This window comes from Leucobacter faecis, from assembly GCF_054456635.2.
The window spans coordinates 250,987-275,924 of record NZ_JBTJEP020000003.1; the positions used below are offsets into that span (position 1 = coordinate 250,987).

General features: G+C 66.2%; 23 protein-coding genes, 1 tRNA gene, 1 rRNA gene and 1 pseudogene. 5 read left to right on the forward strand and 21 right to left on the reverse strand.

Features of this window, described 5'->3' with window-relative positions; genetic code table 11:
• Positions 1–20: 20 nt before the first annotated feature.
• Together ACXR2T_RS04195 and ACXR2T_RS04200 are read right to left on the reverse strand one after the other, a co-directional pair.
• Positions 21–94, reverse strand: a tRNA-Pro gene (locus ACXR2T_RS04195).
• A gap of 114 nt (positions 95–208) precedes the next feature.
• A complete protein-coding gene (locus ACXR2T_RS04200; protein ID WP_458813941.1) occupies positions 209–646 on the reverse strand; it encodes a pyridoxamine 5'-phosphate oxidase family protein in 438 nt (145 codons plus the stop codon).
• 45 nt (positions 647–691) lie between these two features.
• On the opposite strand from ACXR2T_RS04200, the gene ACXR2T_RS04205 reads away from it, so the two are divergent.
• Positions 692–1,603, forward strand: coding sequence for an NUDIX domain-containing protein (locus ACXR2T_RS04205; RefSeq protein WP_458838005.1), 912 nt, complete (start codon positions 692–694; stop codon positions 1,601–1,603).
• A 107-nt stretch (positions 1,604–1,710) separates the two neighbouring features.
• Here ACXR2T_RS04205 and rraA read toward each other — a convergent pair whose 3' ends face one another.
• Positions 1,711–2,193: a ribonuclease E activity regulator RraA gene (gene rraA, locus ACXR2T_RS04210; protein ID WP_458813945.1), complete on the reverse strand. Its 483-nt coding sequence runs from the start codon at positions 2,191–2,193 to the stop codon at positions 1,711–1,713.
• Between the two features lie 180 nt (positions 2,194–2,373).
• On the opposite strand from rraA, the gene ACXR2T_RS04215 reads away from it, so the two are divergent.
• The 3 genes from ACXR2T_RS04215 to ACXR2T_RS04225 all read left to right on the forward strand — a co-directional run bounded on the left by ACXR2T_RS04215 (position 2,374) and on the right by ACXR2T_RS04225 (position 5,465).
• Positions 2,374–2,949 (forward strand): TetR/AcrR family transcriptional regulator, encoded by a 576-nt coding sequence (locus ACXR2T_RS04215; protein WP_458838006.1) that lies wholly within the window; start codon positions 2,374–2,376, stop codon positions 2,947–2,949.
• 82 nt (positions 2,950–3,031) lie between these two features.
• The gene (locus ACXR2T_RS04220; protein ID WP_458838007.1) at positions 3,032–4,564 is read left to right on the forward strand and encodes an MFS transporter; all 1,533 of its coding nucleotides are present in this window, start codon (positions 3,032–3,034) and stop codon (positions 4,562–4,564) included.
• Positions 4,565–5,054: 490 nt separating this feature from the next.
• On the forward strand, positions 5,055–5,465 hold the full coding sequence (locus tag ACXR2T_RS04225) for a DUF4190 domain-containing protein (protein WP_458838008.1): 411 nt from the start codon (positions 5,055–5,057) through the stop codon (positions 5,463–5,465).
• Positions 5,466–5,575: 110 nt separating this feature from the next.
• Here ACXR2T_RS04225 and der read toward each other — a convergent pair whose 3' ends face one another.
• The 17 genes and pseudogenes from der to ACXR2T_RS04310 form a co-directional block, all read right to left on the reverse strand.
• A complete protein-coding gene (gene der / locus ACXR2T_RS04230; RefSeq protein ID WP_458838018.1) occupies positions 5,576–7,051 on the reverse strand; it encodes a ribosome biogenesis GTPase Der in 1,476 nt (491 codons plus the stop codon).
• A 101-nt stretch (positions 7,052–7,152) separates the two neighbouring features.
• Complete coding sequence (gene cmk, locus ACXR2T_RS04235) at positions 7,153–7,911, reverse strand: (d)CMP kinase (RefSeq protein ID WP_458813952.1); 759 nt, start codon at positions 7,909–7,911, stop codon at positions 7,153–7,155.
• Positions 7,896–8,990, reverse strand: a complete 1,095-nt coding sequence (locus tag ACXR2T_RS04240; protein WP_458813954.1) for a prephenate dehydrogenase — start codon at positions 8,988–8,990, stop codon at positions 7,896–7,898. The genes cmk and ACXR2T_RS04240 overlap by 16 nt, the downstream gene beginning before the upstream one ends.
• Before the next feature lie 959 nt (positions 8,991–9,949).
• Positions 9,950–10,687: pseudogene (locus ACXR2T_RS04245) on the reverse strand (pseudouridine synthase); the annotation flags it as partial.
• 201 nt (positions 10,688–10,888) lie between these two features.
• Positions 10,889–11,650 (reverse strand): SMC-Scp complex subunit ScpB, encoded by a 762-nt coding sequence (scpB, locus tag ACXR2T_RS04250; RefSeq protein WP_458838009.1) that lies wholly within the window; start codon positions 11,648–11,650, stop codon positions 10,889–10,891.
• On the reverse strand, positions 11,643–12,482 hold the full coding sequence (locus tag ACXR2T_RS04255) for a segregation and condensation protein A (protein ID WP_458813958.1): 840 nt from the start codon (positions 12,480–12,482) through the stop codon (positions 11,643–11,645). The genes scpB and ACXR2T_RS04255 overlap by 8 nt, the downstream gene beginning before the upstream one ends.
• 11 nt (positions 12,483–12,493) lie before the next feature.
• Entirely contained in the window at positions 12,494–13,348 is an 855-nt protein-coding gene (locus ACXR2T_RS04260) for a ParA family protein (RefSeq protein WP_458838010.1), read from the reverse strand.
• Positions 13,349–13,521: 173 nt separating this feature from the next.
• A complete protein-coding gene (locus ACXR2T_RS04265) occupies positions 13,522–14,526 on the reverse strand; it encodes a site-specific tyrosine recombinase XerD (RefSeq protein ID WP_458838011.1) in 1,005 nt (334 codons plus the stop codon).
• Positions 14,523–15,185, reverse strand: a complete 663-nt coding sequence (locus ACXR2T_RS04270; protein ID WP_458838019.1) for an NUDIX domain-containing protein — start codon at positions 15,183–15,185, stop codon at positions 14,523–14,525. The genes ACXR2T_RS04265 and ACXR2T_RS04270 overlap by 4 nt, the downstream gene beginning before the upstream one ends.
• A 64-nt stretch (positions 15,186–15,249) precedes the next feature.
• Positions 15,250–16,947, reverse strand: coding sequence for a CTP synthase (pyrG, locus tag ACXR2T_RS04275; RefSeq protein ID WP_458813964.1), 1,698 nt, complete (start codon positions 16,945–16,947; stop codon positions 15,250–15,252).
• A gap of 46 nt (positions 16,948–16,993) precedes the next feature.
• Positions 16,994–18,253, reverse strand: coding sequence for an AI-2E family transporter (locus tag ACXR2T_RS04280; RefSeq protein ID WP_458813966.1), 1,260 nt, complete (start codon positions 18,251–18,253; stop codon positions 16,994–16,996).
• Positions 18,254–18,277: 24 nt separating this feature from the next.
• Positions 18,278–19,963 carry a DNA repair protein RecN gene (gene recN / locus ACXR2T_RS04285; RefSeq protein WP_458838012.1) on the reverse strand — a complete coding sequence of 562 codons (1,686 nt, stop codon included), beginning with the start codon at positions 19,961–19,963 and terminating at the stop codon, positions 18,278–18,280.
• Entirely contained in the window at positions 19,960–20,913 is a 954-nt protein-coding gene (locus ACXR2T_RS04290) for an NAD kinase (RefSeq protein WP_458838013.1), read from the reverse strand. The genes recN and ACXR2T_RS04290 overlap by 4 nt, the downstream gene beginning before the upstream one ends.
• Entirely contained in the window at positions 20,910–21,752 is an 843-nt protein-coding gene (locus ACXR2T_RS04295) for a TlyA family RNA methyltransferase (RefSeq protein ID WP_458838014.1), read from the reverse strand. Before ACXR2T_RS04295 ends, ACXR2T_RS04290 begins: the two co-directional genes overlap by 4 nt.
• The gene (locus ACXR2T_RS04300; protein ID WP_458813974.1) at positions 21,745–21,945 is read right to left on the reverse strand and encodes a hypothetical protein; all 201 of its coding nucleotides are present in this window, start codon (positions 21,943–21,945) and stop codon (positions 21,745–21,747) included. Before ACXR2T_RS04300 ends, ACXR2T_RS04295 begins: the two co-directional genes overlap by 8 nt.
• Before the next feature lie 147 nt (positions 21,946–22,092).
• Entirely contained in the window at positions 22,093–23,133 is a 1,041-nt protein-coding gene (locus ACXR2T_RS04305; RefSeq protein WP_458813976.1) for an HAD-IIA family hydrolase, read from the reverse strand.
• Positions 23,130–24,137 carry a hypothetical protein gene (locus ACXR2T_RS04310; protein WP_458838015.1) on the reverse strand — a complete coding sequence of 336 codons (1,008 nt, stop codon included), beginning with the start codon at positions 24,135–24,137 and terminating at the stop codon, positions 23,130–23,132. Before ACXR2T_RS04310 ends, ACXR2T_RS04305 begins: the two co-directional genes overlap by 4 nt.
• 150 nt (positions 24,138–24,287) lie before the next feature.
• On the opposite strand from ACXR2T_RS04310, the gene ACXR2T_RS04315 reads away from it, so the two are divergent.
• The gene (locus tag ACXR2T_RS04315) at positions 24,288–24,725 is read left to right on the forward strand and encodes a hypothetical protein (RefSeq protein WP_489945487.1); all 438 of its coding nucleotides are present in this window, start codon (positions 24,288–24,290) and stop codon (positions 24,723–24,725) included.
• Positions 24,726–24,862: 137 nt separating this feature from the next.
• On the opposite strand, the gene rrf is transcribed toward ACXR2T_RS04315, so the two are convergent.
• Positions 24,863–24,938 (reverse strand): 5S ribosomal RNA (gene rrf, locus ACXR2T_RS04320); the annotation flags it as partial.

The following is a 24,938-nucleotide window of genomic DNA, read 5'->3' on the forward strand; positions in this document are numbered from 1 at the left end:
CTCTCGCCGAGGCTTAGCTGTCGGGTTGACAGGATTTGAACCTGCGACCCCCTGACCCCCAGTCAGGTGCGCTACCAAGCTGCGCCACAACCCGTTGTTCCCGAGTGGCTAACCGCCCGAGGCAACCCTTTAATATTACCCATTTCGTGCGCGCACGCGAAATCGGGGACGCCCGGCGCGTCGAAACCGCCACATCAGGTGAAATCACTCAGCCTTCTTGCTGATCGGCAGCCTTCGGTTCGGGCCCAAATCTAAACCGGCGACCGCGAATCGAATCAACGTGAATGCGCACAAACACGGGCTTCACCGTCGCCACCATTGGCGTGAGCGGCAGCTGCTCGGCCGCTTCAATATCGGCAGATTGGGTAAGCGCCTCGGCACGGCCGTGCACCACAACACTCCACCCGCGCTCTGAGTTAAACCGGTCAACCTCAAGCGCGACCGAGCTATTGACCGTAAGCCCCGAGAGTTTGCTGCCTGGCGCGGTACGAAACACGAGTGAACCGCGGTCAACCACAAAGTTCAGCGGCACAATGTCGACAATGTCACCGACATGGGTAACGAGCCGCCCCACGTCTTCCATACCCAGCAGTTTCCAGCACTCTTCTTCTGCGAGCACAATGACGGGCACTTCGTTGCTGTCCATACCCTCATTCTTACCCAAACCGGGCCAGCCCGCTACGCTGAAGACATGAGCGACCTCCGAAACACTGGCGATGCCTGGATCACAGCCGCCGACGGCGGGCGCTACTGGGGCCGCTTTGGCGCCGCCGGCCTTCTCGTGATTGACCGCGACCGCGATGAGGGCCGCGGCGCCATTCTCATGCAGCACCGCGTCACGTGGAGTGACCACGGCGACACCTGGGGAATCCCGGGTGGCGCTCGGCACGAGGGTGAGCCACCCATCGCTGCCGCGATCCGGGAGTCTCAAGAAGAAGCGGGCGTGCCAGATAATTGCCTGCGCCCGCGCTTTACGCATGTGCTCGACCGTGGCGGCTGGGCCTACACCACGCTCATCGCCGAGGTGACTTCGCCGTTTGAGCCCGAGATCACCGACCCCGAGAGCCACGCGCTTGCGTGGGTGCCGCTCGACGAGGTGACGAGCCTGCCACTGCACCCGGCCTTCGCCGCGAGCTGGGAGATTCTGCGACCGCTGCTCGCCGCTGCTCCCGCCGTGATCGTTGACGCCGCGAACGTGATCGGCAGCGTTCCCGACGGTTGGTGGAAGGATCGCCGCGGCGCAGCCGAGAAGCTGCGCGACCGCCTCGAGCTGCTCGCCGCGTCACCCGCAGGCATTCGCGCTGGCTTTGTGGGCGTGCCCGATGCCCGCGTGCCCGGTCTCGACCGCGCGTTTCCCGACTGGGTGATGGTGACCGAGGGCGTCGCCCGCGGCATCGACCGCGGCCAGCACGTGCAGATCATCGACGCCGAGCTCCTGGGCGATGACGCGATTGTGCACGAAACCGACCAGCGCGCCGCCGCTGGCGCCCTCGTCGCTGTCGCCACGAGCGACGCCGAGCTCAAAGTGCGGGTGGGCGCAGTGGGCGCAGCAAGTATTCACGGTGCGCAGATGCTGCTGCGCATACTGCCGCCGCTGCCGTAGTAGCGGCAACGGCAACAGCGGCGGTGTGCTGGATTCTGCGACTCGCTACGCTCGCGCAGAATGACAAAACATGAAGCCACGCTCGCGCAGAATGACAAGTCGCGGTGCTACGCCGCGGCGGGCTTGGCGACCAGCACCCCGTCTTCGTCGCACCACACCTGGGCGCCGGGCTCGAACCGCACCCCTCCAAACTCGACCGTCACGTCGACCTCACCCGCGCCGGTCTTCGACGATCGTGCCGGGTTCGACCCGAGCGCCTTGACGCCAATCGGCAGCGTACCCAGCGACATGCGGTCGCGAATCGCACCGTTCACGATGATGCCAGCCCAGCCGTTGTCTGCCGCGGCGCTCGCGATCACGTCACCCACGAGCGCGGTCGAGAGCGAGCCCGCGCCGTCGATCACCAACACGCACCCCTCCCCCGGACTCTGCAGCGTCTCGCGCACGAGCAGGTTGTCTTGGAAGCAGCGCACGGTACGCACGGCGCCCGTGAATCCGACGATGCCGCCAATGTCTTGCATCTGCAGCGCGAGCGACTGCAGCTGCGCGCCGCGCTCGTCGTAGAGATCAGCCGTGCTGATTTCGGCCATTGCGGGTGTCCTCCTTGTTCGCGCCGCGACTTCGCGGCGAGTTAGCCCCCACGCTACCCGCAACGAACGACAAACGGGCAGACAAGCAACAACAAAATGCAACACTTTGAAAAGTGTACAAACGTACATGTACAGATGTACACTGTGAGAACGTACTCGTCCTCACACCAGAAAGGCCCCATGAACGAGCAGCCCCAGGCCCCCCGGCGCCGCGACCCCGAGGGCCGCCGCCGCGAGATCATCGCCGCCGCGTCACAGCTGGTCGTCGAGCACGGCGTCTCCAAGCTCACCCACCGAGCCATCGCCGCCCAGGCCAAAGTGCCGCTCGGCTCAACGACGCAGCACTTCACCTCGATTGACGAAATTCGCGAAGCCGCCCTGCAGCTCCTCGCCGACGAGATCGACGAGTCACTTGCCCGCATGGCAGTGTTCATTGACGAGGTCGCGCACAACCCCGATCCACTCGTCGACGAGTTCTGCTCGTTTTTACAAGACGAACGCGTGGTCAATGCCGACATTGCACTCATGACCACCGCGTCAACCGACCCGCACCTGCGCGAGCTCGCGCTGCGCTGGTCAAACCGGCTCATCGATATGCTCGCCCGCACCATCGGCCGCGAGCGCGCGACCGCGATCGCCACCTACTACGACGGCGTCACGCTGCACGCGGGCCTCCACGAGCACCCGCTCGATCGCGAGACGATCAAGCGCACGGTGCAAGCGCTCATCAACATGCCCGATCCGGCTGAGAACTAAGCCACCAAGCTTCTAAGCCACCAAGCTTCTAAGCACAAAGCACCAAAGCACCAAGCCCTAACCCCGAAAGGCTCCCAGGCACATGCCCTCCGCCACAGTCCAATCACTTTCACGCACGCGCCGATGGGCGGCCGTCGCGGTTCTCACCGCGAGCCTGCTCGTGATCATGATGGACATGACGATCCTCAACATCGCGCTGCCCGAAATGTCGGCCGAACTGCACCCCGACTCCGACCAGCAGCTGTGGATCATCGACGTCTACTCCCTCGTGCTCGCGGGCCTGCTCGTACCGTTCGCCGCGATCGCCGATCGCTGGGGCCGCAAGCGCATGCTGCTGCTGGGCTACCTGATCTTTGGTGCCGCGTCGCTACTAATTCTGTGGGCGCCGACCGCTGACGCGGTGATTGGCGTGCGCGCGCTGCTCGGCATCGGCGGCGCGATGATCATGCCCACGACGCTGTCGCTCATTCGCGTGATCTTCCAGGATCCCAAGGAGCGCGCGACCGCGCTCGCGATCTGGGCCGCCGTCTCAGGCCTGGGCGCCGCAATCGGCCCGCTGCTTGGCGGATTCCTGCTCGAGCACTTCTCATGGCACGCCGCGTTCCTCGTGAACGTGCCGCTCATGGTCCTTGCGTTCATCGCTGGCGTGCTGATCCTGCCCGAGTCGCGCGTCAAGAACCCCGGCCGTCTCGACTTCCTCGCCGCTGTGCTCGCGCTCGTGGGCATGACGCTCACGATCTGGGCAATCAAAATGTTTGGCAAGACCGCGAGCCTCACCGCAATCGACGCCTGGATCGCGCTGCTCGCGGGCCTCGCACTGCTCGCCTGGTTCGGCGCGCGCTCGGTGCGCAGCACGCACCCGCTGCTCGACCTGCAACTGTTTCGCAGCCGAGTCTTCTCGGCCGGCATCATCGCCGCCCTCGGCTCGATGTTCGCGATGGCCGCGGCGATGCTGCTGCTCGCGCAGTGGCTGCAGCTCGTCAACGGCGCCTCCCCCATCGAAGCGGGCGTACAAATGCTGCCCATCGCGGTCACGAGCGCGATCTCATCGCTGCTCGCCCCCGCCGCCACGCGCCTCATCGGCACGCGCGCGGTGCTCGCCGGCGGCATCGCGATCGCGGGCCTCGGCATGCTCATTCTGGGGGTCGCTCCCGGCGGGCTCGACATCGGCGTGATCATTCTCGCGCTCGCACTCATCGGTGTGGGCATGGGCTCGCTCGCGATCGGGTCGGCCATGATCATGATGGGCTCCCCCGAAGAGAAGGCCGGCAGCGCCGGAGCGCTCGAAGAGACCTCGTACGAGCTGGGCGCGGTGCTGGGTGTCGCGATTCTCGGCAGCGTTTCGGCGCTGATCTACCGCGCTGAGCTCACCCTCAGCCCGGCCCTTAAACCGCTCACCGACAAGCTTTCGTGGCAAGCGCACGAGTCGCTGGGCGCTGCGGTCGCAATCTCTGAAGAGGCTGCAGTGCCGGATCTCGCCCACGCCGCAGGCGAGGCCTTCACGCATTCGCTGCAGGTCACGGGTATCACCGGCGGCTTGATCATGTTTGCTGCCGGCGTCGCCGTGTTCTTGATGACCCCCAAGGGCACCGACATCTCGGCTGCCGAACACTAGGAGGTAGGTACCGGCCGTGGTCGGCGCGACCGGCCCGGCCGCGCTAGCGGCAACGGCGCTGGCGGGCGGCGCTGACGGGCGGCGCTGACGGGCGGCGCTGACAGGCGGCGCGCTGACGGGCCCGTCAGCGCCGGCTGGCCCGCCCGTGCACGTGGCCTCCCCGTCCACCTACGCCTATGGTTTCGACTGGCGCCTATGAGATCGTGCGTTGTAACGCTGACGAAACCATAGGCGCCGGTCGAAACCATAGGCACCAGTGGCCATAGCCGCTGGCCTCCGCGACCGCCTGGGCGGGCGGCGGACGCTAGCGGCAGCATCGGCAAACACTGGCGGCGGTGCCGCGAGCACCGTGGTACTGCGGTACCGTGCCGCGGCCGGAGGTTGGTACCGGCGGGCGATCCGGGGCAGAGCTCACGCGCGTAGCGTAGGAACCAATAGATCGGTCGCAGGTTTGCACCGACAGTTGCGTACCGCGCAGAGAGGAACCTCCATGAACAGCACAGCTCAGTTACCCGCAGCAGAACAGGTCACCGCGGGTGTCAGCGCACCCCAGGCCACCGAGCAGGGCACCGCGCAGGCGACCGCCCAGTTCGCACAGCAGCCAAACGCACAGCAGCCAAACGCACAGCCCACAGCGGGTTCGTCAGACCGGGAGCGCGGCTTCGCTATCGCGAGCTTCGTGTTGGGCATCGTGTCGGTGGTGTCGGGCTGGACGGTGATCGCGCCCGTCATTGGACTCGTGCTCGGAGTGAAAGCGCTACGTCGCGAGACCTCTGAACGCACGCTCGCTCTGTGGGGCGTGTGGCTCAACGGGGTGATGCTTGGGCTCGCCGCCCTCGCCGTGCTGGTGTTCGTGCTCATCGTGAGCGCGGGCCTGATTGCCCTACCGTTTGTTGCGTAGGTTGTGGATTCAGCGACTCCTTCGTCGCGCAGAATGACGGAAGGAAAAGCCCGCGCAAATGACTGTGGCCGCGCCCCCTAAGGGGGACGCGGCCACAATCATATGCGCGGTTACGTGCGCGGGCGACGCTCGCGAATGCGCATGTTCAGCACGATCGGTGAGCCCTCGAAACCGTAGGTTTCGCGCAGCCTGCGCTGAATGAAGCGACGGTACTGCGGGTCCAGGAACCCGGTGGTGAAGAGCACGAACGTGGGCGGACGGTTCTGCACCTGCGTACCAAACAGAATGCGCGGCTGCTTGCCGCCACGCAGCGGGTGCGGGTGCTCCTGCACCAGCTCGGCCACGAACGCGTTGAACTTCGCGGTCGGAATGCGGGTGTCCCACGACTCAAGTGCAGCGTCGAGCGCGGGCACCAGCTTCTCGAGGTGGCGGCCGGTGCGTGCCGAGATGTTGACGCGAGGCGCCCACTCCACGTGTGAGAGATCCTTCTCGATCTCGCGCTCGAGGTAGCGACGGCGATCGTCGTCGAGCAGGTCCCATTTGTTGAACGCGAGCACGAGCGCGCGGCCCGACTCGAGCACCAGGTCGATGATGCGCAGATCCTGGTCACTGATCTCTTGCGTCACGTCGATGAGCACGACGGCGACCTCGGCCTTTTCGAGCGCGGCAGTTGTGCGCAGCGAAGCGTAGAAGTCGGCGCCCTTGTGCATGTGCACGCGGCGGCGAATACCGGCGGTGTCGACAAACGTCCACACCCGCCCGGCCAGCTCAATCTGCTCGTCAATGGGGTCGCGGGTGGTGCCAGCGAGCTCGTTCACGACAGCGCGCTCTTCGCCGGCGGCCTTGTTAAGCAGGCTCGACTTGCCCACGTTCGGGCGGCCGATGAGGGCGACGCGGCGCGGGCCCAGCAGCTTGGGCTGGGCAACCGTCGACTCTTCGGGCAGCGAGCCTACGACGAGGTCGAGCAGGTCTGCCACACCGCGGCCGTGCAGGGCAGAGACGGGGTGCGGTTCACCGAGGCCGAGCGACCACAGCTGAGCTGCTTCGGGCTCGAGCACAGCGTCGTCGACCTTGTTGGCGACAAGAAACACGGGCTTCTTGGTGCGGCGCAGCAGCTGTACGACGTGCTCGTCGGTCGCGGTCGGGCCCACGCGTGAGTCGACCACAAACATGACGACGTCACACAGCTCAATCGCCACCTCGGCCTGCAGCGCGACTGAAGCGTCGATGCCCTTCGCGTCGGGCTCCCAACCGCCGGTGTCGACGAGCGTGAAGCGGGTGTCGTTCCAGTCGGCCTGGTAGCTCACGCGGTCGCGTGTCACACCGGGCTTGTCTTCAACGACGGCCTCGCGGCGACCCAGAATACGGTTGACGAGCGCCGACTTGCCCACGTTGGGGCGGCCCACGATCGCAACAACGGGCAGCGTCTCAGAAGCCTGCTCCTTGAAGCCCAAGAACTCACCGTCATCGCCGATAATCGCGATGTCGTCGTCTTCGAGCGAGAAGCTGTCGAGGTTTGAGCGCATCGCACGCAGGCGCTCTTCGTCGGTGACTACTCCGTCGAATTCATCGCCGTCTTCAGACATGCCAAAGCCCTCGATAACTTCGTCAGCCGGCACGTTCGAAGCGTCAAACACCTCGGCTTCTTGGGCGGCGGCGAACTCGTCGCCTGCTCGTTCGATCGTCATTAGTTGCTCTTCTCTGCGGGCACTCGCGCCGCTTCTACGATGTCGATGACAGCCTGCACCGACTGCTCGAAGTTCAGGTCGCTCGTATCCACGAGCGTCACCCCCGGGGCGGGGTTAAAAAAGTCGACCACGAGCGCGTCTTTGGCATCGCGCGCGGCGATGTCTGCGAGCACTTGCTCGTGTGTGAGCCCCTCAAGCTCGCCCGCCCGGCGCGTGGCGCGCGCCTCGGCCGACGCGGTCATGAGAATGCGCACGGGGGCGTCGGGCGCTACAACGGTCGTAATGTCGCGGCCCTCGATCACCACGCCAGGAAGCCCCGATGTGGCGACAAGCTCACGAAACATGCGGTTGAGCCGCTCGCGCACCACGGGATGCTTCGAGACCCGGCTCACCTGGCCACTCACGGCGTGCTCACGAATCGCCGCGGTCGCATCGATCGGGTCTGCGCCCGCAAGCCCCACGGTCACCCGCTGTTCGCCGCGCATCGTGATCGTGTACTCCCACGCGTCCATCAGACGCAGCACCGCGGCCTCTTGGTCGAGGTCGACGCCGGCCTGCAGAGCGATCCACGCGAGCGCGCGGTATGCGGCGCCCGTGTCGAGAATGCCGAACCCGAGCCGGTCTGAGGCGGCGCGAGAGACGCTCGACTTGCCACTGCCGGCGGGGCCGTCAATAGCTACCAGCAGGGGCGCCGCCACCGCGTTCGTTACCGTCTCGGCTTCTACCGTCGTCACAGTTTCTGTCACAGCGTCCTCCATCCGCGCTCAACCAGGTCTGACACCGCACGCTCAGCTACCTCGGGCAGCACGGCGATCTCTGCAAAACCAATTTGTGCCCCGGGAGAGTGTTCCAGGCGCAAGTCTTCCATATTAATGCCCAGTTCTCCGAGTTCGGTGAGCAGCAGGCCCAGCTGGCCCGGCTGGTCATCGATCAGCACTGTGATCGTCGTGAATCGCTCGGCAGATCCGTGTTTGCCGGGAATCCTTGCGACACCGGTGTTGCCCGCTGCCAAGAGGTCGGCGATGCGGCGCTTGGCTCCAGGCTGATCCGGATCGCGCAAAGCCTCAGCGAACTCGGCCAGATCGGCGGCAAACGCTTCGAGCAGCTCGACGACCGGGCCCCGGTTCGCGCCGAGGATCTGCACCCACAGCTCGGGGTCGCTCTGAGCGATACGCGTCGTGTCACGCAGACCGCCTCCCGCGAGGCCGATCGCAAGGTCGCTCGCGGGCGCGAGGCGCGCGGCGGTGAGGCTCGAAATGACCTGCGGCAGGTGCGATACGAGCCCCACCGAGCGGTCGTGCTGCTCGGGCGTCATTTCGATGAGCACACCGCCGAGGTCGAGCGCGATCGCTTCGACGAGCGCGAGCGCCGCGGCGGGCGTCTCGGTGTCGCGGCAGATCACCCAGGGGCGCGCCGCGAACAGGTCGGCGCGGGCCATGGTGGCGCCGCCGCGTTCGCGGCCGGCCATCGGGTGCGAACCTACGTAGTTGGTGAGGTCAAGGCCGCGGCGCTTCAGCTCTTCGAACGGTGCCAGCTTCACGCTCGCGACATCGGTGACGACCGCGCCCGGAAAGCGGGTGAGCGCCCCCTCGACGACGTCTGCCGTCACGTCGGGCGGGGTCGCGACGACTACGAGCGCGGGCTCGTCATCGGCGCTTGTGCGCACCCGCCCTGCGCCGTAGTCTGCGGCGAGCGCAACGGTCGTGGGCGACAGGTCTTCGAGCGTCACGTCGACGCCGAGTTCGCGCAGGCCGAGGCCCACGCTCGCCCCGAGCAGGCCCGATCCGATGATGTGTACGGTGCCGCGCGTGCGCGCGCTCAGCTGCGCGTCGCTCATCGCGCCCCGCCCCGCTGATCACGTCCGCCGCGGTATCCACGGTCGTTGCGGTCGTTACGTCCGCGGTGGTCGCTGCCACCACGGTCGTTACCGCCGCGGTACTCGCTGCCGCCGCGGTATCCACGATCGTTGCGGTCGTTACGCTCTTGGCCACCGTGCTGGGGCCCGCGACTCTGGCTGCCGCGGCTGTATCCAGCGCCGGATCCGCCTCGCGCCGAGTCGCCTCTGCCGTGGCCGCGGTGCTCGCCGCCACGCTCGCCACGGTCGTTGCGGTCGGTGCGGCCGCGGTACTCGCTGCCACCGCGGTCGTTGCGATCATTACGGCGCTCGTTGCGCTCGTTGCGCTCGTTGCTACCGCGGAAGTTATCGCGGCCAGAGTAGTCGCTGCGATCTGCCCGGGGCGAGCGATCGCTGCGGTCATCACGATCTGACCAGACGCGCGCGCGGCCAGCACCCTGACCAGGGCGTTCTGAACGGTCGCTGCGTTCATTGCGGCCGTTGCGGTCATTGCGGTCATTGCGATCGAACCCACGACCATCGCGATCGTTGCGTTCGAAACCACCGCGGCCAGCACCGCGGCTAGCACCAGCACCCCGGGCAGCGCCAGCACCGCGACCAGCACCGCGACCAGCACCGCGACCAGCACCGCCTGCACGACGCTCCTGCGCTTCTGCTTCGCCGCGGCTCTGCCACTCACGCGCATCATCTGCCGTGCGGCGGCCGTGCGGGTTACCGCGTGCCGCGATTCCGCGCAGGCCGCGTGCGCCCTTACCGTCACCGGGGCGCCCGGCCGTGATTTCGTCGCGACGCTTACCGGCGCCGCCGGCACCACCGGCACCGCGCCCGCCCTTAGCGCCAGCCTTCGCACCTGCGTTCTTTACGCGCGCGCTCTTAGCCCAGCCACGCCTAGTCGGATTCTCTGCGGTGCCGCCTGACGCAGAACCGCCCGAGGCGCCACCGTCCGCGACAGATCCGTCTTCGCTCGTCACCGACAGGAGGGCCCCGCGCTCGCCGGCAGACAGCTCGCGCATCTCGCCGATGCCGAGCGTGCCGAGGCTGAGCGGGCCAAACTGGCGTCGCACGAGATCGATGACGGGAAATCCGACCTCTGCGAGCATGCGACGCACGATGCGGTTGCGGCCCGAGTGCAGTGTCAGCTCGACGAGTGAGTACTTACCGCCACCGCCGTCAGAGAGAATGCGGGCGCGGTCGGCGTGGATCGGGCCGTCCTTCAGCTCGACTCCGTACTTGAGCTGCTGAATCACGGCACCGGTGATGCGGCCGCGCACGCGCGCCACGTACGTCTTCGAGACACCAAAGCTCGGGTGCGCGAGCTTGTGTGCGAGCTCGCCGTCGTTGGTGAGGATCAGCAGGCCGCTCGTGTCGGTGTCGAGGCGCCCCACGTTGTAGAGCCGGTCCTTGATCTTGTCGGTGAATTCGCGCAGATCGGGGCGGTCGTGCTCGTCACTCATGGTCGACACGACACCCTGCGGCTTGTTGAGCACGAAGTAACGCTTCGACACGTCGAGCTGCACGACGACACCGTCGACGCGCACCTCGTCTGCCTCAGGATCGACGCGCGATCCCAGCTCGTGTTCGACCTTGCCGTTGACGCGCACTCGGCCGGTCGTGATGAGCGACTCGCAGGCGCGACGCGAAGCGATGCCCGCGTGCGCGAGCGCCTTCTGCAGCCTCACGCGCCCGTCGTCTGGGTCGGCACCATCGGTGCCGTCAGCACCAGCAGCACCATCGGTGCCGTCAGCGCCAGCCGCGCCCCCCTCCCAACCGAACTCTGCGAGGTCTACCTCGACGTTTTCGCCGTCGACTGAGAACGAGCCGCCGAGGCCTTCGCTATCGCGATTCATGTGATTACCTTCCACCCTGGCGCGAAAGCGCGCCTACAAAACTTCATGTTCAAAACCCTGGGCGCCGTCATCAAGCAACGGCGAAATGTGTGGCAGCTCGGCAATATCGCTGATGCCGAGCTTGTCGAGCAGCACCGCGGTGGTGCCGTAGAGCGTCGCGCCCGTCTCTTCATGCCGGCCAACCTCTGCCACCAGGCTGTGACTGAGCAGCGTCCGCACGACCGAATCGACGTTCACCGCACGAATCTGGGCGACCTGCCCCCGCGTGACCGGCTGCCGATACGCGATCACGGCGAGCGTCTCGAGAGCCGCCTGCGACAGCCGCGCACTGCGCTCCTGCCTCACAAAGTCTGCCACAACTGCGTCGAGAGAAGCCCGTACGTAGAACCTGAAGCCCGTGGGCACCTCGCGCAGCTCAAATCCCCGCGGCGCGAAGCTGCCCTGCGCTCCTTCTACGCGCTCGGCCCCTCCGCCCGCATTTGATCCGGATCCTGCCTCGCCCGAGCCCTCAAGGCCCGGGCCAGCGCTCGCGCCTGGGCCGGTCACTCCGGGGTCAATTACGCCGTCGTATTCGGCTTGCAGCCGGGCGAGCGCCGCGCGCACGTCGGGTACGGGCCGTGCGACCGCTGCGGCGAGGGTCTGCGCGTCGAGGGGTTCTTCGGCGACGATCAAGAGCGCTTCGAGCTGCTGGGTGAGCGAGTGCGCTGCGCGCGCGACCTCGAGTTCTTCGCCGTGAGTCTCGCCAGCGCGGGTGGCCCCCGCCTGCGCGTGCGCGGTCGGCGCGTGCTCACTCATAGTCGCTCCCCAGTGTCGTTAGATCGTCGTCAGACCAGCCTGCGCCGGTCCACTGCACAATCAATTCTCCCAGGGGTTCGACCTGTGTGAAACTCACTGCGTCGCGACGGTACAGTTCGAGGATTGCGAGAAATCTTGCGACGATGATGCCGCGCTCGGTGGCGCCGAGAATGAGCTCACGAAACGTCTTCGCGCTTCCCTCGCGCAGCAGCGTCACGATGATCGCCGCTTGCTCTCGAAGTGACACGAGCGGGGCGTGTAGGTGCGCAAGCCCGACGGTGGGAATCTCACGCGGGGTAAACGCGAACTGGGCGATGGCCGCGAAATCATGCGGAGAAAGTTGTAGTTCGAGTGCGGGGCCCGCCTCGCGAAACCTAACATCGAGTGGCACCTGGCGCGGGTGCCTGCCGCCCTCAACCACGAGCCGCTCACGAAACCAGGCACTCGCCTGTTTAAACGCGCGGTACTGCAGTAACCGTGCAAAGAGCAGGTCACGCGCTTCGAGCAGCGCAATGTCTTCGGCGTCGACGGCTTCGCCCTGCGGCAACAGGCTCGCGATCTTCAGGTCGAGGAGCGTTGCCGCCACCACCAGAAACTCGCTCGCTTGATCGAGCTGGGCAGCCTCAAAGCGGCCCTCTTCAGACCCGGTAGCGTCGCGCCCTGCGAGGTAACTGATGAACTCATCGGTGACAAGACTCAGCGACACCTCAGTGATGTCGAGTTCGTGTTTGCCGATCAGGCTGAGCAGCAGGTCAAACGGGCCATCGAACACGTCGAGGCTCACCCGAAACTCGACGTCGCGATCGCCTGCGGCTTCGCTCGTGCGGGTCACGGGGGCTTCGCTTAGGCGACGACGCCGCGTTGCACGAGCTCGCGGGCGAGTTTCAGGTAGGCCTCTGAGGCAGGGTTCGCTGGCGCGTAGTCGAGCACCGGCTTCGCCGCGATCTGCGCGTCGGGCAGCTTCACCGTACGCCCAATGACAGTGTCAAAGACGCTGTCTCCAAACGTATCGACGACGCGTTCGAGCACCTCGCGGGCGTGCAGCGTGCGCGGGTCAAACATGGTGGCGAGAATGCCGTCGAGCTCGAGCGCGGGGTTGAGCCGTTCTTTAACCTTGTCGATCGTCTCAACGAGCAGCGCAACACCGCGCAGCGCGAAGTACTCGCACGCCAGCGGAATCAGTACCCCGTGGCTCGCGGTGAGCGCGTTCACGGTGAGTAGCCCCAGCGATGGCTGGCAGTCGATCAAGATCACGTCGTAGTCATCGGCGATCTTGCGCAGCACGCCGGCTAGAATCTGCTCGCGCGCGACCTCGGTAACGAGGTGCACCTCTGCCGCTGACAGATCGATGTTGGCGGGAATCACGTCGAGTCCGAGCGTGGCGGTCTGCTGAATCGCTTCGCGCGGGTCTTTCACCTTGCCGAGCATCAGATCGTAGATCGTGGGCACGTCGTGTGCTGGCACGCCCAGACCAGCCGAGAGCGCACCCTGCGGGTCAAAGTCGATCGCGAGCACCCTGCGGCCGTAGCGCGCGAGCGCCGCCGCAAGGTTAATTGCGCTGGTCGTCTTGCCAACGCCGCCCTTCTGGTTGCACATCGCGATGATGCGGGCGGGGCCGTGACTGGCGAGAAATGAGGGTGGCGGAATGTGTCGCTCCGGCCTGCCGGTCGGGCCGATCTTCTCCTGCGCGTTCGCCACGTGGGCCTCCTCCCGTGTCACTAACGATTCATCCTATCGTTGTCTGGGCTGGTCGCGGCCCAGTCGGCAACGGTGTGTGGATTCTGCGAGTCGCACGCTCCCGCAGAATGACGGTGGCGGAGCGTCCCGCAGAATGACGGTGGTGGTGCGTCCCGCAGAATGACGGTGAACCGCTACTTCGCGCGCGGGTGCGAGGAGAGGTAGTGCTCGCGCAGCGTGTCGGCCGTGACCTGGGTGTAGATCTGCGTGGTGGTCACCGACGAGTGGCCGAGCAGCTCCTGCACCGTGCGCACGTCTGCGCCCCCCGATAGCAGGTGCGTCGCGAACGAGTGCCGCAGCGTGTGCGGCGACACATGACGGGTGATGCCTGCGCGCCCCGCCGCTGCCTGGATCACGAGCCACGCGCTCTGACGCGAAATGCGGGAACCACGCGGCCCTACAAACAGGGCGGGGGTTCCCCTGCCCTTCGCCACCATGCTGGGGCGGGCACGCACCAGGTAGGCCGCGATCGCCGTACCCGCGTAGCTGCCATACGGCACAATGCGCTGCTTCGACCCCTTACCGAGCACACGCAGCAGCCCGCCGCCCGCGAGCGCCTGCTCGGCAGCGGCGTTCGCCTCACCCGCACCGCCAGCGCCTCCAGCCAGCGCATCGCTGCGGCCGCCCTCGAGCAGCAGGTCGTCGATGTCGATGCCGCACGCCTCACTGACCCGCGCCCCGCTGCCGTACAGCAGCTCGAGAAGCGCACGGTCACGTAGCCCTACGGGGTCGTCGCCGCCCGCGTGCGCGAGCAGCGCTTCAACCTCATCCACAGACAACGCCTGCGGCAGGCGCAGCTGCTTCTTGGGCGTGCGCAGCCCCCGCCCCGCATACCCGTCGAGCAGGTCTTCTTCAAACAGGTAGCGGTGCATGCCGCGCACGGTCGACGCGCGGCGAGTAATCGACGCTGCCGCGAGTGGCGCCCGCTCCCCGGCCGGCGCGGCGAGGTCGGCCACGAACGCCGAGAGCGTATCTGGGCCGACGTGGGCTAAATCGGTAATGTCTTGCCCTACCAGCCAATCGGCGTATGCCGCGAGATCGCGCCGATACGCCGCCAGGCTGTTTGCGGCGAGGCCGCGCTCGATCGCAACGTGCCGCAAGAACCGATCGATGCCTGCGTCGACCGCGAGCCCGCTCATCGCGACCGTTCGCCCTGCACGCCCGCACGAAACTCCCACGGCGTTTCGGGGTCGCGCAGCGACGCCCAGCCCGCACCGCGCGCGGCGTGTGCCGCCAACACCGCGCTCACGGTCACGGCATTGCCGATCCGGCCCTGAAGCGCCGCAGCGACCGCGTCATCGAGCGGCACCCACACGGGTTCGAGCTCGGCCTCCTCACCCTCGCGCACGAAGTCGTGCGCGACCGGGTGTAAATCGCGCGCCAGGAAGATGCGCATGGCCTCGCTCGATCCGCCGGGCGACAAGAACAGGTCGAGCAGCAGGTCCCAGCGGCCCGCCGCGAGATCGGCTTCTTCGGCCAGCTCTCGCTGAGCGCCCGCCAGCCCCGACTCGCCTGGTGCGTCCATCAATCCCGCCGGAATCTCGACGTCCCTGCGCGCGATCGGGTGCCTGTACTGCTTGATCAGCAGCACGCGCCCCGCCTCGTCGAGCGCCAGCACGGCGACCGCGCCCGTGTGATCGACGTAGTCGCGCACGAGCTCGGCGCCGCCAAACTCGAACCGATCGCGGCGCACGTCCCACACCCGGCCACGCACGATCAACTCGCTCTCCAGCACGTGCACGCGCGCGGCCGCATCGGCGAGCAAATGGGCGGGCGCCTTTTGAGCCGGATCGCCCAGCCCATTTGCGTCGGATGCGCCGAAGGGCGCGGGAGCCTCGGCCCCCGCGCCCTTCTCGCGATCGTTAGTTGTCGTCACCCTCGACCTCGAAGAGGCGGGCAGCCTCGCGGCGGCCGATCGCGGCCGACACGAGCCCCGCGAACAGCGGGTGCGGGTGGCCGGGGCGCGACCGCAGCTCGGGGTGCGCCTGGGTGGCGATGTAGAACGGGTGCTGATCGGCGGGCAGCTCGACGTACTCGACGAGCGAGCCGTCGGGGCTCATGCCCGAGAACGACAGGCCGGCCGCGGCGATCTCGTCGCGGTAGGCGTTGTTGACCTCGTAGCGGTGGCGGTGGCGCTCGCTCGCGCTCTTCGCGCCGTAGAGGCGCTCGGCGAGGGAGCCCGCAGCGAACTGCGCCTCGTACAGGCCGAGGCGCATGGTGCCGCCCATGTCGCCGCCGTCAATAATCTCAACCTGCTCGGCCATCGTCGCCACGACGGGCACGCTGGTCTCGGGGTCGAACTCGGTCGACGATGCACCCTCGAGCCCTGCGACGTTGCGCGCGTACTCGATGACCATGCACTGCATGCCGAGGCACAGGCCGAGTGTGGGAATACCGTTCTCGCGGGCGAAGCGCAGCGCACCGAGCTTGCCCTCGATGCCGCGCACGCCAAAACCGCCGGGCACGCAGATGCCGTGCACATCACCGAGAGCGGCCTTCGCGCCATCGTGGGTTTCGCAGTCATCTGCGGGCACCCACTTCAGGTTCACCTTCTGGGCGTGCGCGAAGCCGCCCGCGCGCAGCGCTTCGGTGACCGACAGGTAGGCGTCGGGGAGGTTGATGTACTTGCCGACGAGCGCGATCGTCACCTCACCCTTCGGCTCGTGTACGGCGTCGAGCACCGGCTGCCACTCGGTCCAGTCGACGTCGTTGGATCGCTCAGACAGCCCCAGGTGTTCGACAATCACGCCGTCGAGTCCCTGCGTGTTGAGCAGCGTCGGCAGGTCGTAAATGCTGGGCACGTCGATCGCGTTGATCACGGCGTTCTCTTCGACGTCACACATGAGCGCGATCTTGCGCATGTTGTCGTCGGTGACCGGACGATCACTGCGCAGCACGAGCGCGTCGGGCTGGATACCGATCGAGCGCAGCGCCGCCACCGAGTGCTGGGTCGGCTTCGTCTTCTGTTCACCCGAGGCACCCATGAACGGTACGAGCGACACGTGCACGAAGAACACGTTGCCGCGGCCGAGCTCATGGCGCACCTGGCGTGCCGCTTCAAGGAACGGCTGCGACTCGATATCGCCGACGGTGCCGCCCACCTCGGTGATGATCACGTCGGGCTGCGGGTCTTCCGATGCCTGCAGGCGCATGCGACGCTTGATCTCGTTCGTGATGTGCGGAATCACCTGCACGGTCGCGCCGAGGTAATCGCCACGGCGCTCCTTAGCGATCACAGTCGAGTAGATCTGGCCGGTCGTTACGTTGGCGGCCTGCGACAGGTTGATGCCGAGGAAACGTTCGTAGTGACCGATGTCGAGGTCGGTTTCGGCGCCGTCGTCGGTCACGAAGACCTCGCCGTGCTCGAACGGGTTCATAGTGCCCGGATCCACATTCAGATAGGGATCGAGCTTCTGCATCACCACGTGCAAACCACGTGCGGTGAGCAGGTTACCCAGGCTGGCGGCCGTCAGGCCTTTACCGAGTGACGAGATCACGCCCCCGGTAACAAAGATGTGCTTGGTCGTTTTCGGCTGTGCCGCGCTCTGCTTCGTTCCCACGGGCTTCGATCCTATCAGTTGATTTCGTTAGGTTGCGGTGAGAGAGCTACCGCAGCTCTTGTCGGGGCACCCAAACCTGTTTAATGATCATGAGAACGGCCGCCGTCACGGGAATCGAGATCAGCGCGCCGAGCAGGCCCAGCAACGTGCCGCCAGCGAGCGCACCGATCACGACGAGGGATCCTGGCACCGACACGACACGGTTCATCACCTTTGGAGTGAGCAAATATGACTCGATCTGCATGTAGACGAGGTAGTACCCCGCGGCGATGAGCGCGGTCATCGGTGAGTTAAAGAGCGCCACAACTGACACGAGCACGGTGGCGAGCACCGAGCCGATCAGCGGAATCAACGCGAGCAGGAACACACCCACGGCAACCAGCCCCGCGAACGGCACCCCGACTATTGTCATCATGATGAACCCGAGTGTCGCGTTGATGAACGCCAGCACAACCATTCCGTTGACATAGCCACCGACCGATTTGGTGACCTGCTCGGTAATGTCGATCACTTTTGCTCGCCCCGTTTTGGGCACGACCTGGTAGAAAGCCCGTTTGATGCCGCGCAGGGACGACAGGAAGTAGAGCGACAGGATCAAAATGATGAGCGTGGCGGTGAGCCCGTTGGCGATACCGATGCCCGCCTGCCATACGCCGCCTGCAAGCTGCGCCCAGTTTTCGGGTTTGCTTACCAGGTTGCGCCCCATGTCGAGCAGACCATCGAAATCGATGAACGTACCAAACCTGGTATTGATGTCGTGAAACCAGGGCTGTTTGGTGATGTCGGTAAACAGGGTCGGCGCACTCTTGATGAGCTGCGACACCTGGTTGGCGATCATCGGGATGATAATCGCGAGCAGCCCTGCGATCACCACGACGAAGCCACCAAACACGATGCCAATACCCAACCCGCGCTTAATGTGGCGCCGTTCGAGCATACGCACGACCGGGTCGAGGCCGAGCGAAATGAACAAAGCGGCGGCAACATACATGATGATGGTGCTCAGCTTTCCCACCATCGAACCGAAGAGGATCGCGACGAGCACCCCCAGCGTGACCGTGAAGCCCAGCTGGAACGGTGATCGGATCACAAATTCGCGCGTGCGCGACTGCGCTTGTTCGGCTTGAGCGTCACGACTTGCTTCACGCGCTTCGCGGTACATCTTGCGCGTGTCGGCGTCCATCTGCTCGATATCCGCGTGCACCACGTCGGGGTGACTCTCGAGGTACGCCGCTTTTTCTTCGGCGGGACTAGTCACGTCGGGCTGCCTCTTGCGCAGTGCGCTCCGTCCGAACAACTTGTTCATGGTTGGGAGCGTAGCACCTGGGAGCTACCCGCGGAGCGCAAGAAGCTCGGCGGCGTGCTCGAGCGCGCTGTCGGAGTCGGCAAGGCCAGACAGTAGCCTGGCCATCTCGCCGAGTCGCGCGGGCCCTTCAAGGCGTACACAACTGCTCTCAGTGAACCCGCCGCTCGAGTCTTTTTGCACGCGCAGGTGGTTGTTCGCGAACGCCGCGACCTGCGCTAGGTGGGTCACGACGATCACCTGCGACGTTTTCGAGAGCTGCGCGAGCCTGCGCCCGATCTCAATCGCGGCGGCCCCGCCCACGCCCGAGTCGACCTCGTCGAACACGAACGTGGGCACCGGGTCAACACCTGCAACGACCACTTCGAGCGCGAGCATGACCCGCGAAAGCTCGCCTCCCGAGGCCGTTTTTGCGACAGGCCTGGGCTCTGAACCGGGGTGCGGGGCGAGCAAGAACTGAACCTCGTCGGCGCCCGACGCGGTGAGCGTCTCGAGCGGCAGCACGCTCGCGACAAATTCGGCGTCGGGTAGGGCGAGCTGTTTCAACTCGACACTGACGAGTTTGGAGATGCGTTTTGCTGCCGCCGTGCGCAGCTTGGTGAGCTCTGCGGCGAGCTTCGCCTCGCGTGCTGCGGCGTCGGTCAGTTCAGCGGAAAGCGAGTCGATACGGTCGTCGTCACCCTCGAGTTCGGTGAGCCGTTCGGCTGCCTGCTGCGCGTACGCGATGACGGCGACGGTGTCGACGCCGTAGAGCCGAAATAGCGCGTTTAACGCGGCGAGGCGTTCGTTCGCAGCCGCGAGTTCGCCCGGTCCCTCCTGGTCGAGGTCACCCGCGTAGGCTGCCAGCTCGCGGGCCGCGTCGGCGAGCTGAAAGCTGACGCTCTGCAGCGTCTCTGCGATGGGAGTAAGGCGGGCATCGTATGCCGCGGCGCGTAGGGCTTCGCGTACTGCGTCATCGACGAGCCCGGCCGCGTCTCGTGCCATCGGGTCGTCGGACTCGCTCGCGAGCGCCTCGTGCGCGGCCGACGTCGCCGCACGCAGCAGTTCAATATTGCTGAGCCGTTCGATGCGCTCGGTGAGGTCGGTCTCTTCCCCGGGCTGCGGGTCTGCCGCTTCGATTTCTTCGAGCTCGGCGCGTGTGCGTGCTGCTTCGGCTGCCCGCTCGTCTCGGGCGTCACGCAGCGACTCGAGTTGGGCGGCGAGATCTCGGCAGCGCGCGTGCACAGTCTCATATGCGGCACGGGTTTTCGCGACTTTCTCGCCGCCGAACCTGTCGAGTGTGTCGCGCTGGGCTGCCTGCGATTTGAGTCGCAGTTGCTCTGACTGCCCGTGGACTGCGAATAGCCGCTCGGCAAGCCGTACGAGCCCACCGACCGGGGCGCTTGCGCCGCCGACGCTCACCCGGCTGCGCCCCTCGGCGCTCACCGTACGCGTGAGCACGAGCTCGCCGTCTTCGACATCACCGCCGAGGTCGAAGACGATTTGTTCTACGGCAGCGTCACCTGTGCGTACGATGCCGCTGACTCGGGCCTGCTTCGTGCCCGAACGCACCGCGCCCGCGTCGGAGCGCTCCCCCATGAGCAGCCCCAGTGCGCTCACAACCATTGTTTTACCGGCGCCCGTCTCACCGGTGATAGCGGTGAAGCCTGGCCCGAGCGGCAGCGTCGTGTCTGCGATGACGCCCAGATCGCGAATCTGCAGTTGCTCGATCATGCTGTCTCCTCACGTCGCGCGCCGCGCCAACCCGACACCGGTAGGTGAAACTTTTGTACCAGCCGGTGCGAGAATTCGGCGGCGTTGAGCCGCGCGAGCCGTACCGACTCACTCGATGTGCGGGCACGCACGATTGATCCGGCGGGCAGTTCTGTGCGGCGTCGGCCGTCACACCACAGCACGCCAGGGCCGATGTTCTCGGGCAAGATGCGCACGCTCAGCTCTGAATCGGTGCCGGTCATGAGCGGCCGGTCGAACAGCGCGTGGGCCGCGATTGGCACCATGAGCATCGCTTGCACCGTCGGCCACACGACCGGCCCGCCTGCCGAGAACGCGTATGCGGTCGAGCCGGTGGGGGTCGCAAGCACCATGCCATCGCAGGCGAACGTCGATACGGGCAGCCCATCAACACCGATCTCGACCTCGAGCATGCGCCGCCGCTTCTCAACGCTCGCTTCGTTGAGCGCCCATGTGTCGGCGATGACCACGCCGTCGCACGTGGCCGTCACATCCAGCGTGAGCCGCTCTTCGACGGTGTAATCGCGCGCCAGCACCCGCTCAATCGTGGTGGTGAGATCGTAGCTCTCCATTTCGGCGAGAAAGCCAACATGGCCGAGGTTGACGCCCACGATGGGGCAGCGCGAGCCGCGCAACAGTTCGGCTGCACGCAAAATCGTGCCATCGCCACCCAGCACGATCGCGACTTCGAGCGACCCGATCGGCGTGATGGCGCCGAGCCGTTCAATCTGCTCAACATCGATGTGGGGCGAGAACTCGTCGAGGTCTTGCCCGTCCATTACGGGAATCACACCGGCATCCATGAGCGCCTGCACCGCCTGCACCGTCGCCGCGACAGCCTCGTCGCGGTGAGTGTGCGACACGATCAAGATGCGGCGCTCAGCAGCCGATTTGCTCGCAGCTGCCCCCGCCTGGTTCGCTGTGCTGCTCATGCGGTTTCGTCTCCTTCGGCTTGACACAGCGCCGCGATGCGCGCGTCCCATTGTGACTGATCTGCGAGTGACTGACCTGCATCGCGCACGAAATGGGCGAGAAACTCGCGGTTGCCGTGTCCGCCCGCAATCGGTGAACGGGCGAGCCCGCGCACCTCATAGCCGTTCTCGGCGGCCGCTGCCGCCGCGATCTTGAGCGCCTGGGCCCACTGTGCGGGGTTGGTGACGACCCCGTCGCGCACCCGCCCCACTTCGAACTGCGGTTTGACGAGCAGCACAAGGTCTGCGTCGGGCGCCGCGCAGCGCGCGATCGCCGGAAAAATAAGACGCAGTGAAATGAATGACAGATCGGCGACAACGAGCGTAGGCGCCGCTTGCACCCCGGTATCGGCGGCCAGGTTTGTGGGGTCGAGGTCGCGCGCGTTGCGTCCCTCCACGAGCCGAACCCTCGGATCGCCCCGCAGTTCTGGCGCGAGTTGGTCGTGACCCACGTCGATAGCCTGCACAACAGCGGCGCCGCGCTCAAGCAGCACCTGCGTAAACCCACCGGTCGAGGCACCGAGATCGAGCGCGGTGCGGCCCGCAGGATCGATACCAAACGCTTCGAGACCCGTGACGAGCTTGTGCGCAGCCCGACTCACATAGCGCGCTACCTCAGCGATCGCGACGTCGTCGCCCGCGCCGACGCGCACGCTGGGCTTACCCGCGGTCACACCGTTGATGCGCACCTCGCCACGCTCGATGAGTTCCTGCGCCTGCGTGCGCGAGCGTGCAAGACCAAGCTCAGGGAGCACACGGTCGAGCCGCGCAGGCTCCCCGCCCCAGACTGAGTTAGGCATGCGCGGCCTCCGTATCTGATGCGACGACGGGCTGATCGCTGCGCTCAAGCTCTGCGAGCAGTTCATCGTGCAGCTGCAAGAAGCCCGCCGCCCGCTGTGCGAGCGCCAACGCACCGATGAGCTCGAGCTGACCGGTAACTACCGGTTCTTGAAGCTCACCGGCCGGTTGCGCGGCGTCGTCTAAAACTGTCATGCCCTTAGCCTAACGAGCACCACCGACGCCGCGCTGACCGGGCGAGATATCTCGGGACCAATGTCATATAGAACGCCGCACTGATCAGTGCGATCAGCGCGGCGTTCAGTGCGGCGTTCAGTGCGGCGTTCAGTGCGGCGTTCGGCGTTACCGCCAGTGATCCTCATAGAGAATCTCGGGCACTTTGAGGCCGTAGATCGCAAGCCCCGAGCCCCAGATCGCGGCGCAACCTGCGCGCAGCAGGTTGAGCGCTGAGTCACCCTCAGACACCACCTTTGCGACGTGGCCGTCCATGCGTACTTTGGCGGTGCCCACCTGAGCGGTGCCGTCCTTCAGCGTCACGGTCTCGGGGTACGGCTCGTGCAGCCCCGCAAGATTCTCGACGATGTAGTTCGGCTGCATGTCTTTGGAGGCCGCCACCAGCTGCTTGGGGCGGTCAACGCCTGTGAGCACGTGCAGCGCCGAGATGCCGGCGGCGCGCGCACCCTTCGTGTCGGTGTCGAGCCTGTCGCCCAGCATGAGCGCCTCGCGCGTGCCGAAGCGCGCAAACGCCGCCTCATAAATGGGCGTCTCGGGTTTGCCCGCGAACTCGGGCAGCCGCTGCACCGCCGTGTGCACCGCCGACACGAGGGTGCCGTTACCCGGCGCGAGCCCGCGATCGGTGGGCATCGTCCAGTCGGTGTTGGTGGCGATCCAGGGTAGCGCGCTGCCGTCAGCGCGCTCGGCGAGCGCGTACGCTGCCTCTGCGAGGTGCTTCCACCCAATATCGGGTGCGAATCCCTGCAGCACAGCGGCCGGGCTATCGTCTGCGCTGCGCGTCACCTCGTAGCCGGCCTTGGTTAGCTCATCGACCAGGCCGTCACCGCCGATCACGAGCACGCGCGCGCCTGGGGCGACGGTCTGTGCGAGCAGCGCCACGGCAGCCTGCGGCGACGTCACGATATCGTTCGCCGTCACTGGCAGCCCAAAACCGCGCAGCTGTGCGGCCACGGTCTCGTCTGTGCGCGACGCGTTGTTCGTGAGGTAGGCGACCTGGGCCGAATCAGCGGCGAGGGTCAGCGACTCGACAGCGCCATCGACCGCAAGGTGCCCGCGGTACACGACGCCGTCGAGGTCGGTCAGCAGCAGCTTGTGGCCCGCAATTGGCGCGGCCCCCAAGGGGGTGCGCTTGGCGCCAAACAGCTTCACTTTGCGGCCTCCTCGCTGCCCGCAGCGTCGTCGTCGCTCGCATCATCGTCGCTAGTGTCTGTAATGCCAGCATCGGCGAGAATCTGAGCGACCTCGTCCTCCACGGACATCGCATCGAGCGATGCATCGGGCGTATCGGCCGATGCACCCGCCGCCTCGGCGGCAGCCTGGGCTGACACCGCTGTTGCTGCGGGCGCACTCGCCTCGGCGGTTTCGGCGCCCTCGTCTGCCGGGTTTTGATCCGGATCATGCTGCGGCGCAGCCTCGGTGGCCTCGCCGACTGTAGCGGGGGCTTCGGGCTCTTCGTCGTAGTGTTCTTCGAAGATCTCGAAGACCTCAACCTCATCGAAGCCTGCCGTCAGCGAGTCGAGCGCGTTGGCTGCCTGGTCGGCGCGAGCGTACCAGCGCTTCGCCTCAGACTCGCGGCCGAGATCTTCAAGCACGGCAGCGTATGCGCCGAACAGGTCGGGGCTCCACGAAAACGCCTTCTTAGGGTTGAGCTCGGGAATCTCGAGCTCAAACAGGGCCTGCTGAGTCTGACCGAGGTCGAGCCGCGCGCCTGAGACCGCGATCGCGAGCAGCACGCGGTCCTGCGTCTCGAGCGACGCGACGTCGATGCCCTGGGCCGTCTCGATAGCTTTCTCGGGGCGACCGAGACCGCGCTCGCAATCGACCATCAGCGCAACGTGATCGTTGCGGCCGCTGAGGCGCCGGTAGGTGCGCAGCTCGCGCAGCGCAAGTGCAAAGTCGCCCGTGCGGTACGCGGTGATCGCGAGGGTCTCGCGCGCGACCGGAATGCGGCCTGCCCGGCGGCTCGCCGACAGCGCGTGCTGGTGTGCGAGCTCGGGATCCTCGTCAATCAGGTACGCAACCATGGCAAGGTGCTTTGCAACGCGATCTTGCACATCGGGCTGCAGCGTCTTGAGTTCATTGCGCGCCGAGGGGTGCAGGTCGTTCGCCTGGATCTCTTCGGGCAGCACCGGATCAGCATGCTCACTGCGCACCGGGCGCAGCTGGTGCTGTAGACGCTCTGCCTCGGTGAACTCGCGACCAGCGCCGCCTCGGTCGCTGCGGCCGCCACCTCGGGTGCCCCCGCGGCCGTACTCCTTGGGTCCGCGGTCGTTACGGTCGTTACGGTCGTACTGTCGGGGACCTTGGGCTCCGTCACGGCGGGGCTTGAAGTCACCATCGCGGCGGGGCTTGAAGTCACCATCGCGACGGGGCTTAAAGTCACCATCGCGACGCGGCTTAAAGTCACCTTCGCGGCGCGGGCCACGATCGTCACGACGGGGAGCGTACCCGCGGTCGTCATTGCGCGGCTTAAACTCGCCCTCGCGGCGGGGACCGCGGTCACCGTCATTGCGGCGCGGAGCGTACCCGCGGTCGTCTCGACGCTGCCCGCCGTCACCATCACGACGCGGCTTAAACTCGCCATCGCGGCGCGGCTTGAACTCGCCGTCGCGGCGCGGCTTAAACTCGCCATCGCGGCGCGGCTTAAACTCACCGTCGCGGCGCGGTCCACGATCGCTGTTACCGCGCCGTTGGTCGCCACTCCCACCCGAGTTATAGGGTTTCCGGGGGCCGCGATCTGAGTGATCTCGCCTGTCTGGACGTTCGTTCATGGGTGCCTCCCGAAAACACTGTTTAGTTTGGTCTTGCAAAATACAAAAGGGGCCGTAGGGCTCTGCACGATCATAGTGCAAAACCCCACGACCCCTTATAAAAAGGTGTCCGGCGGTGACCTACTCTCCCACACCCTCCCGAGTGCAGTACCATCGGCGCAGTCAGTCTTAGCTTCCGGGTTC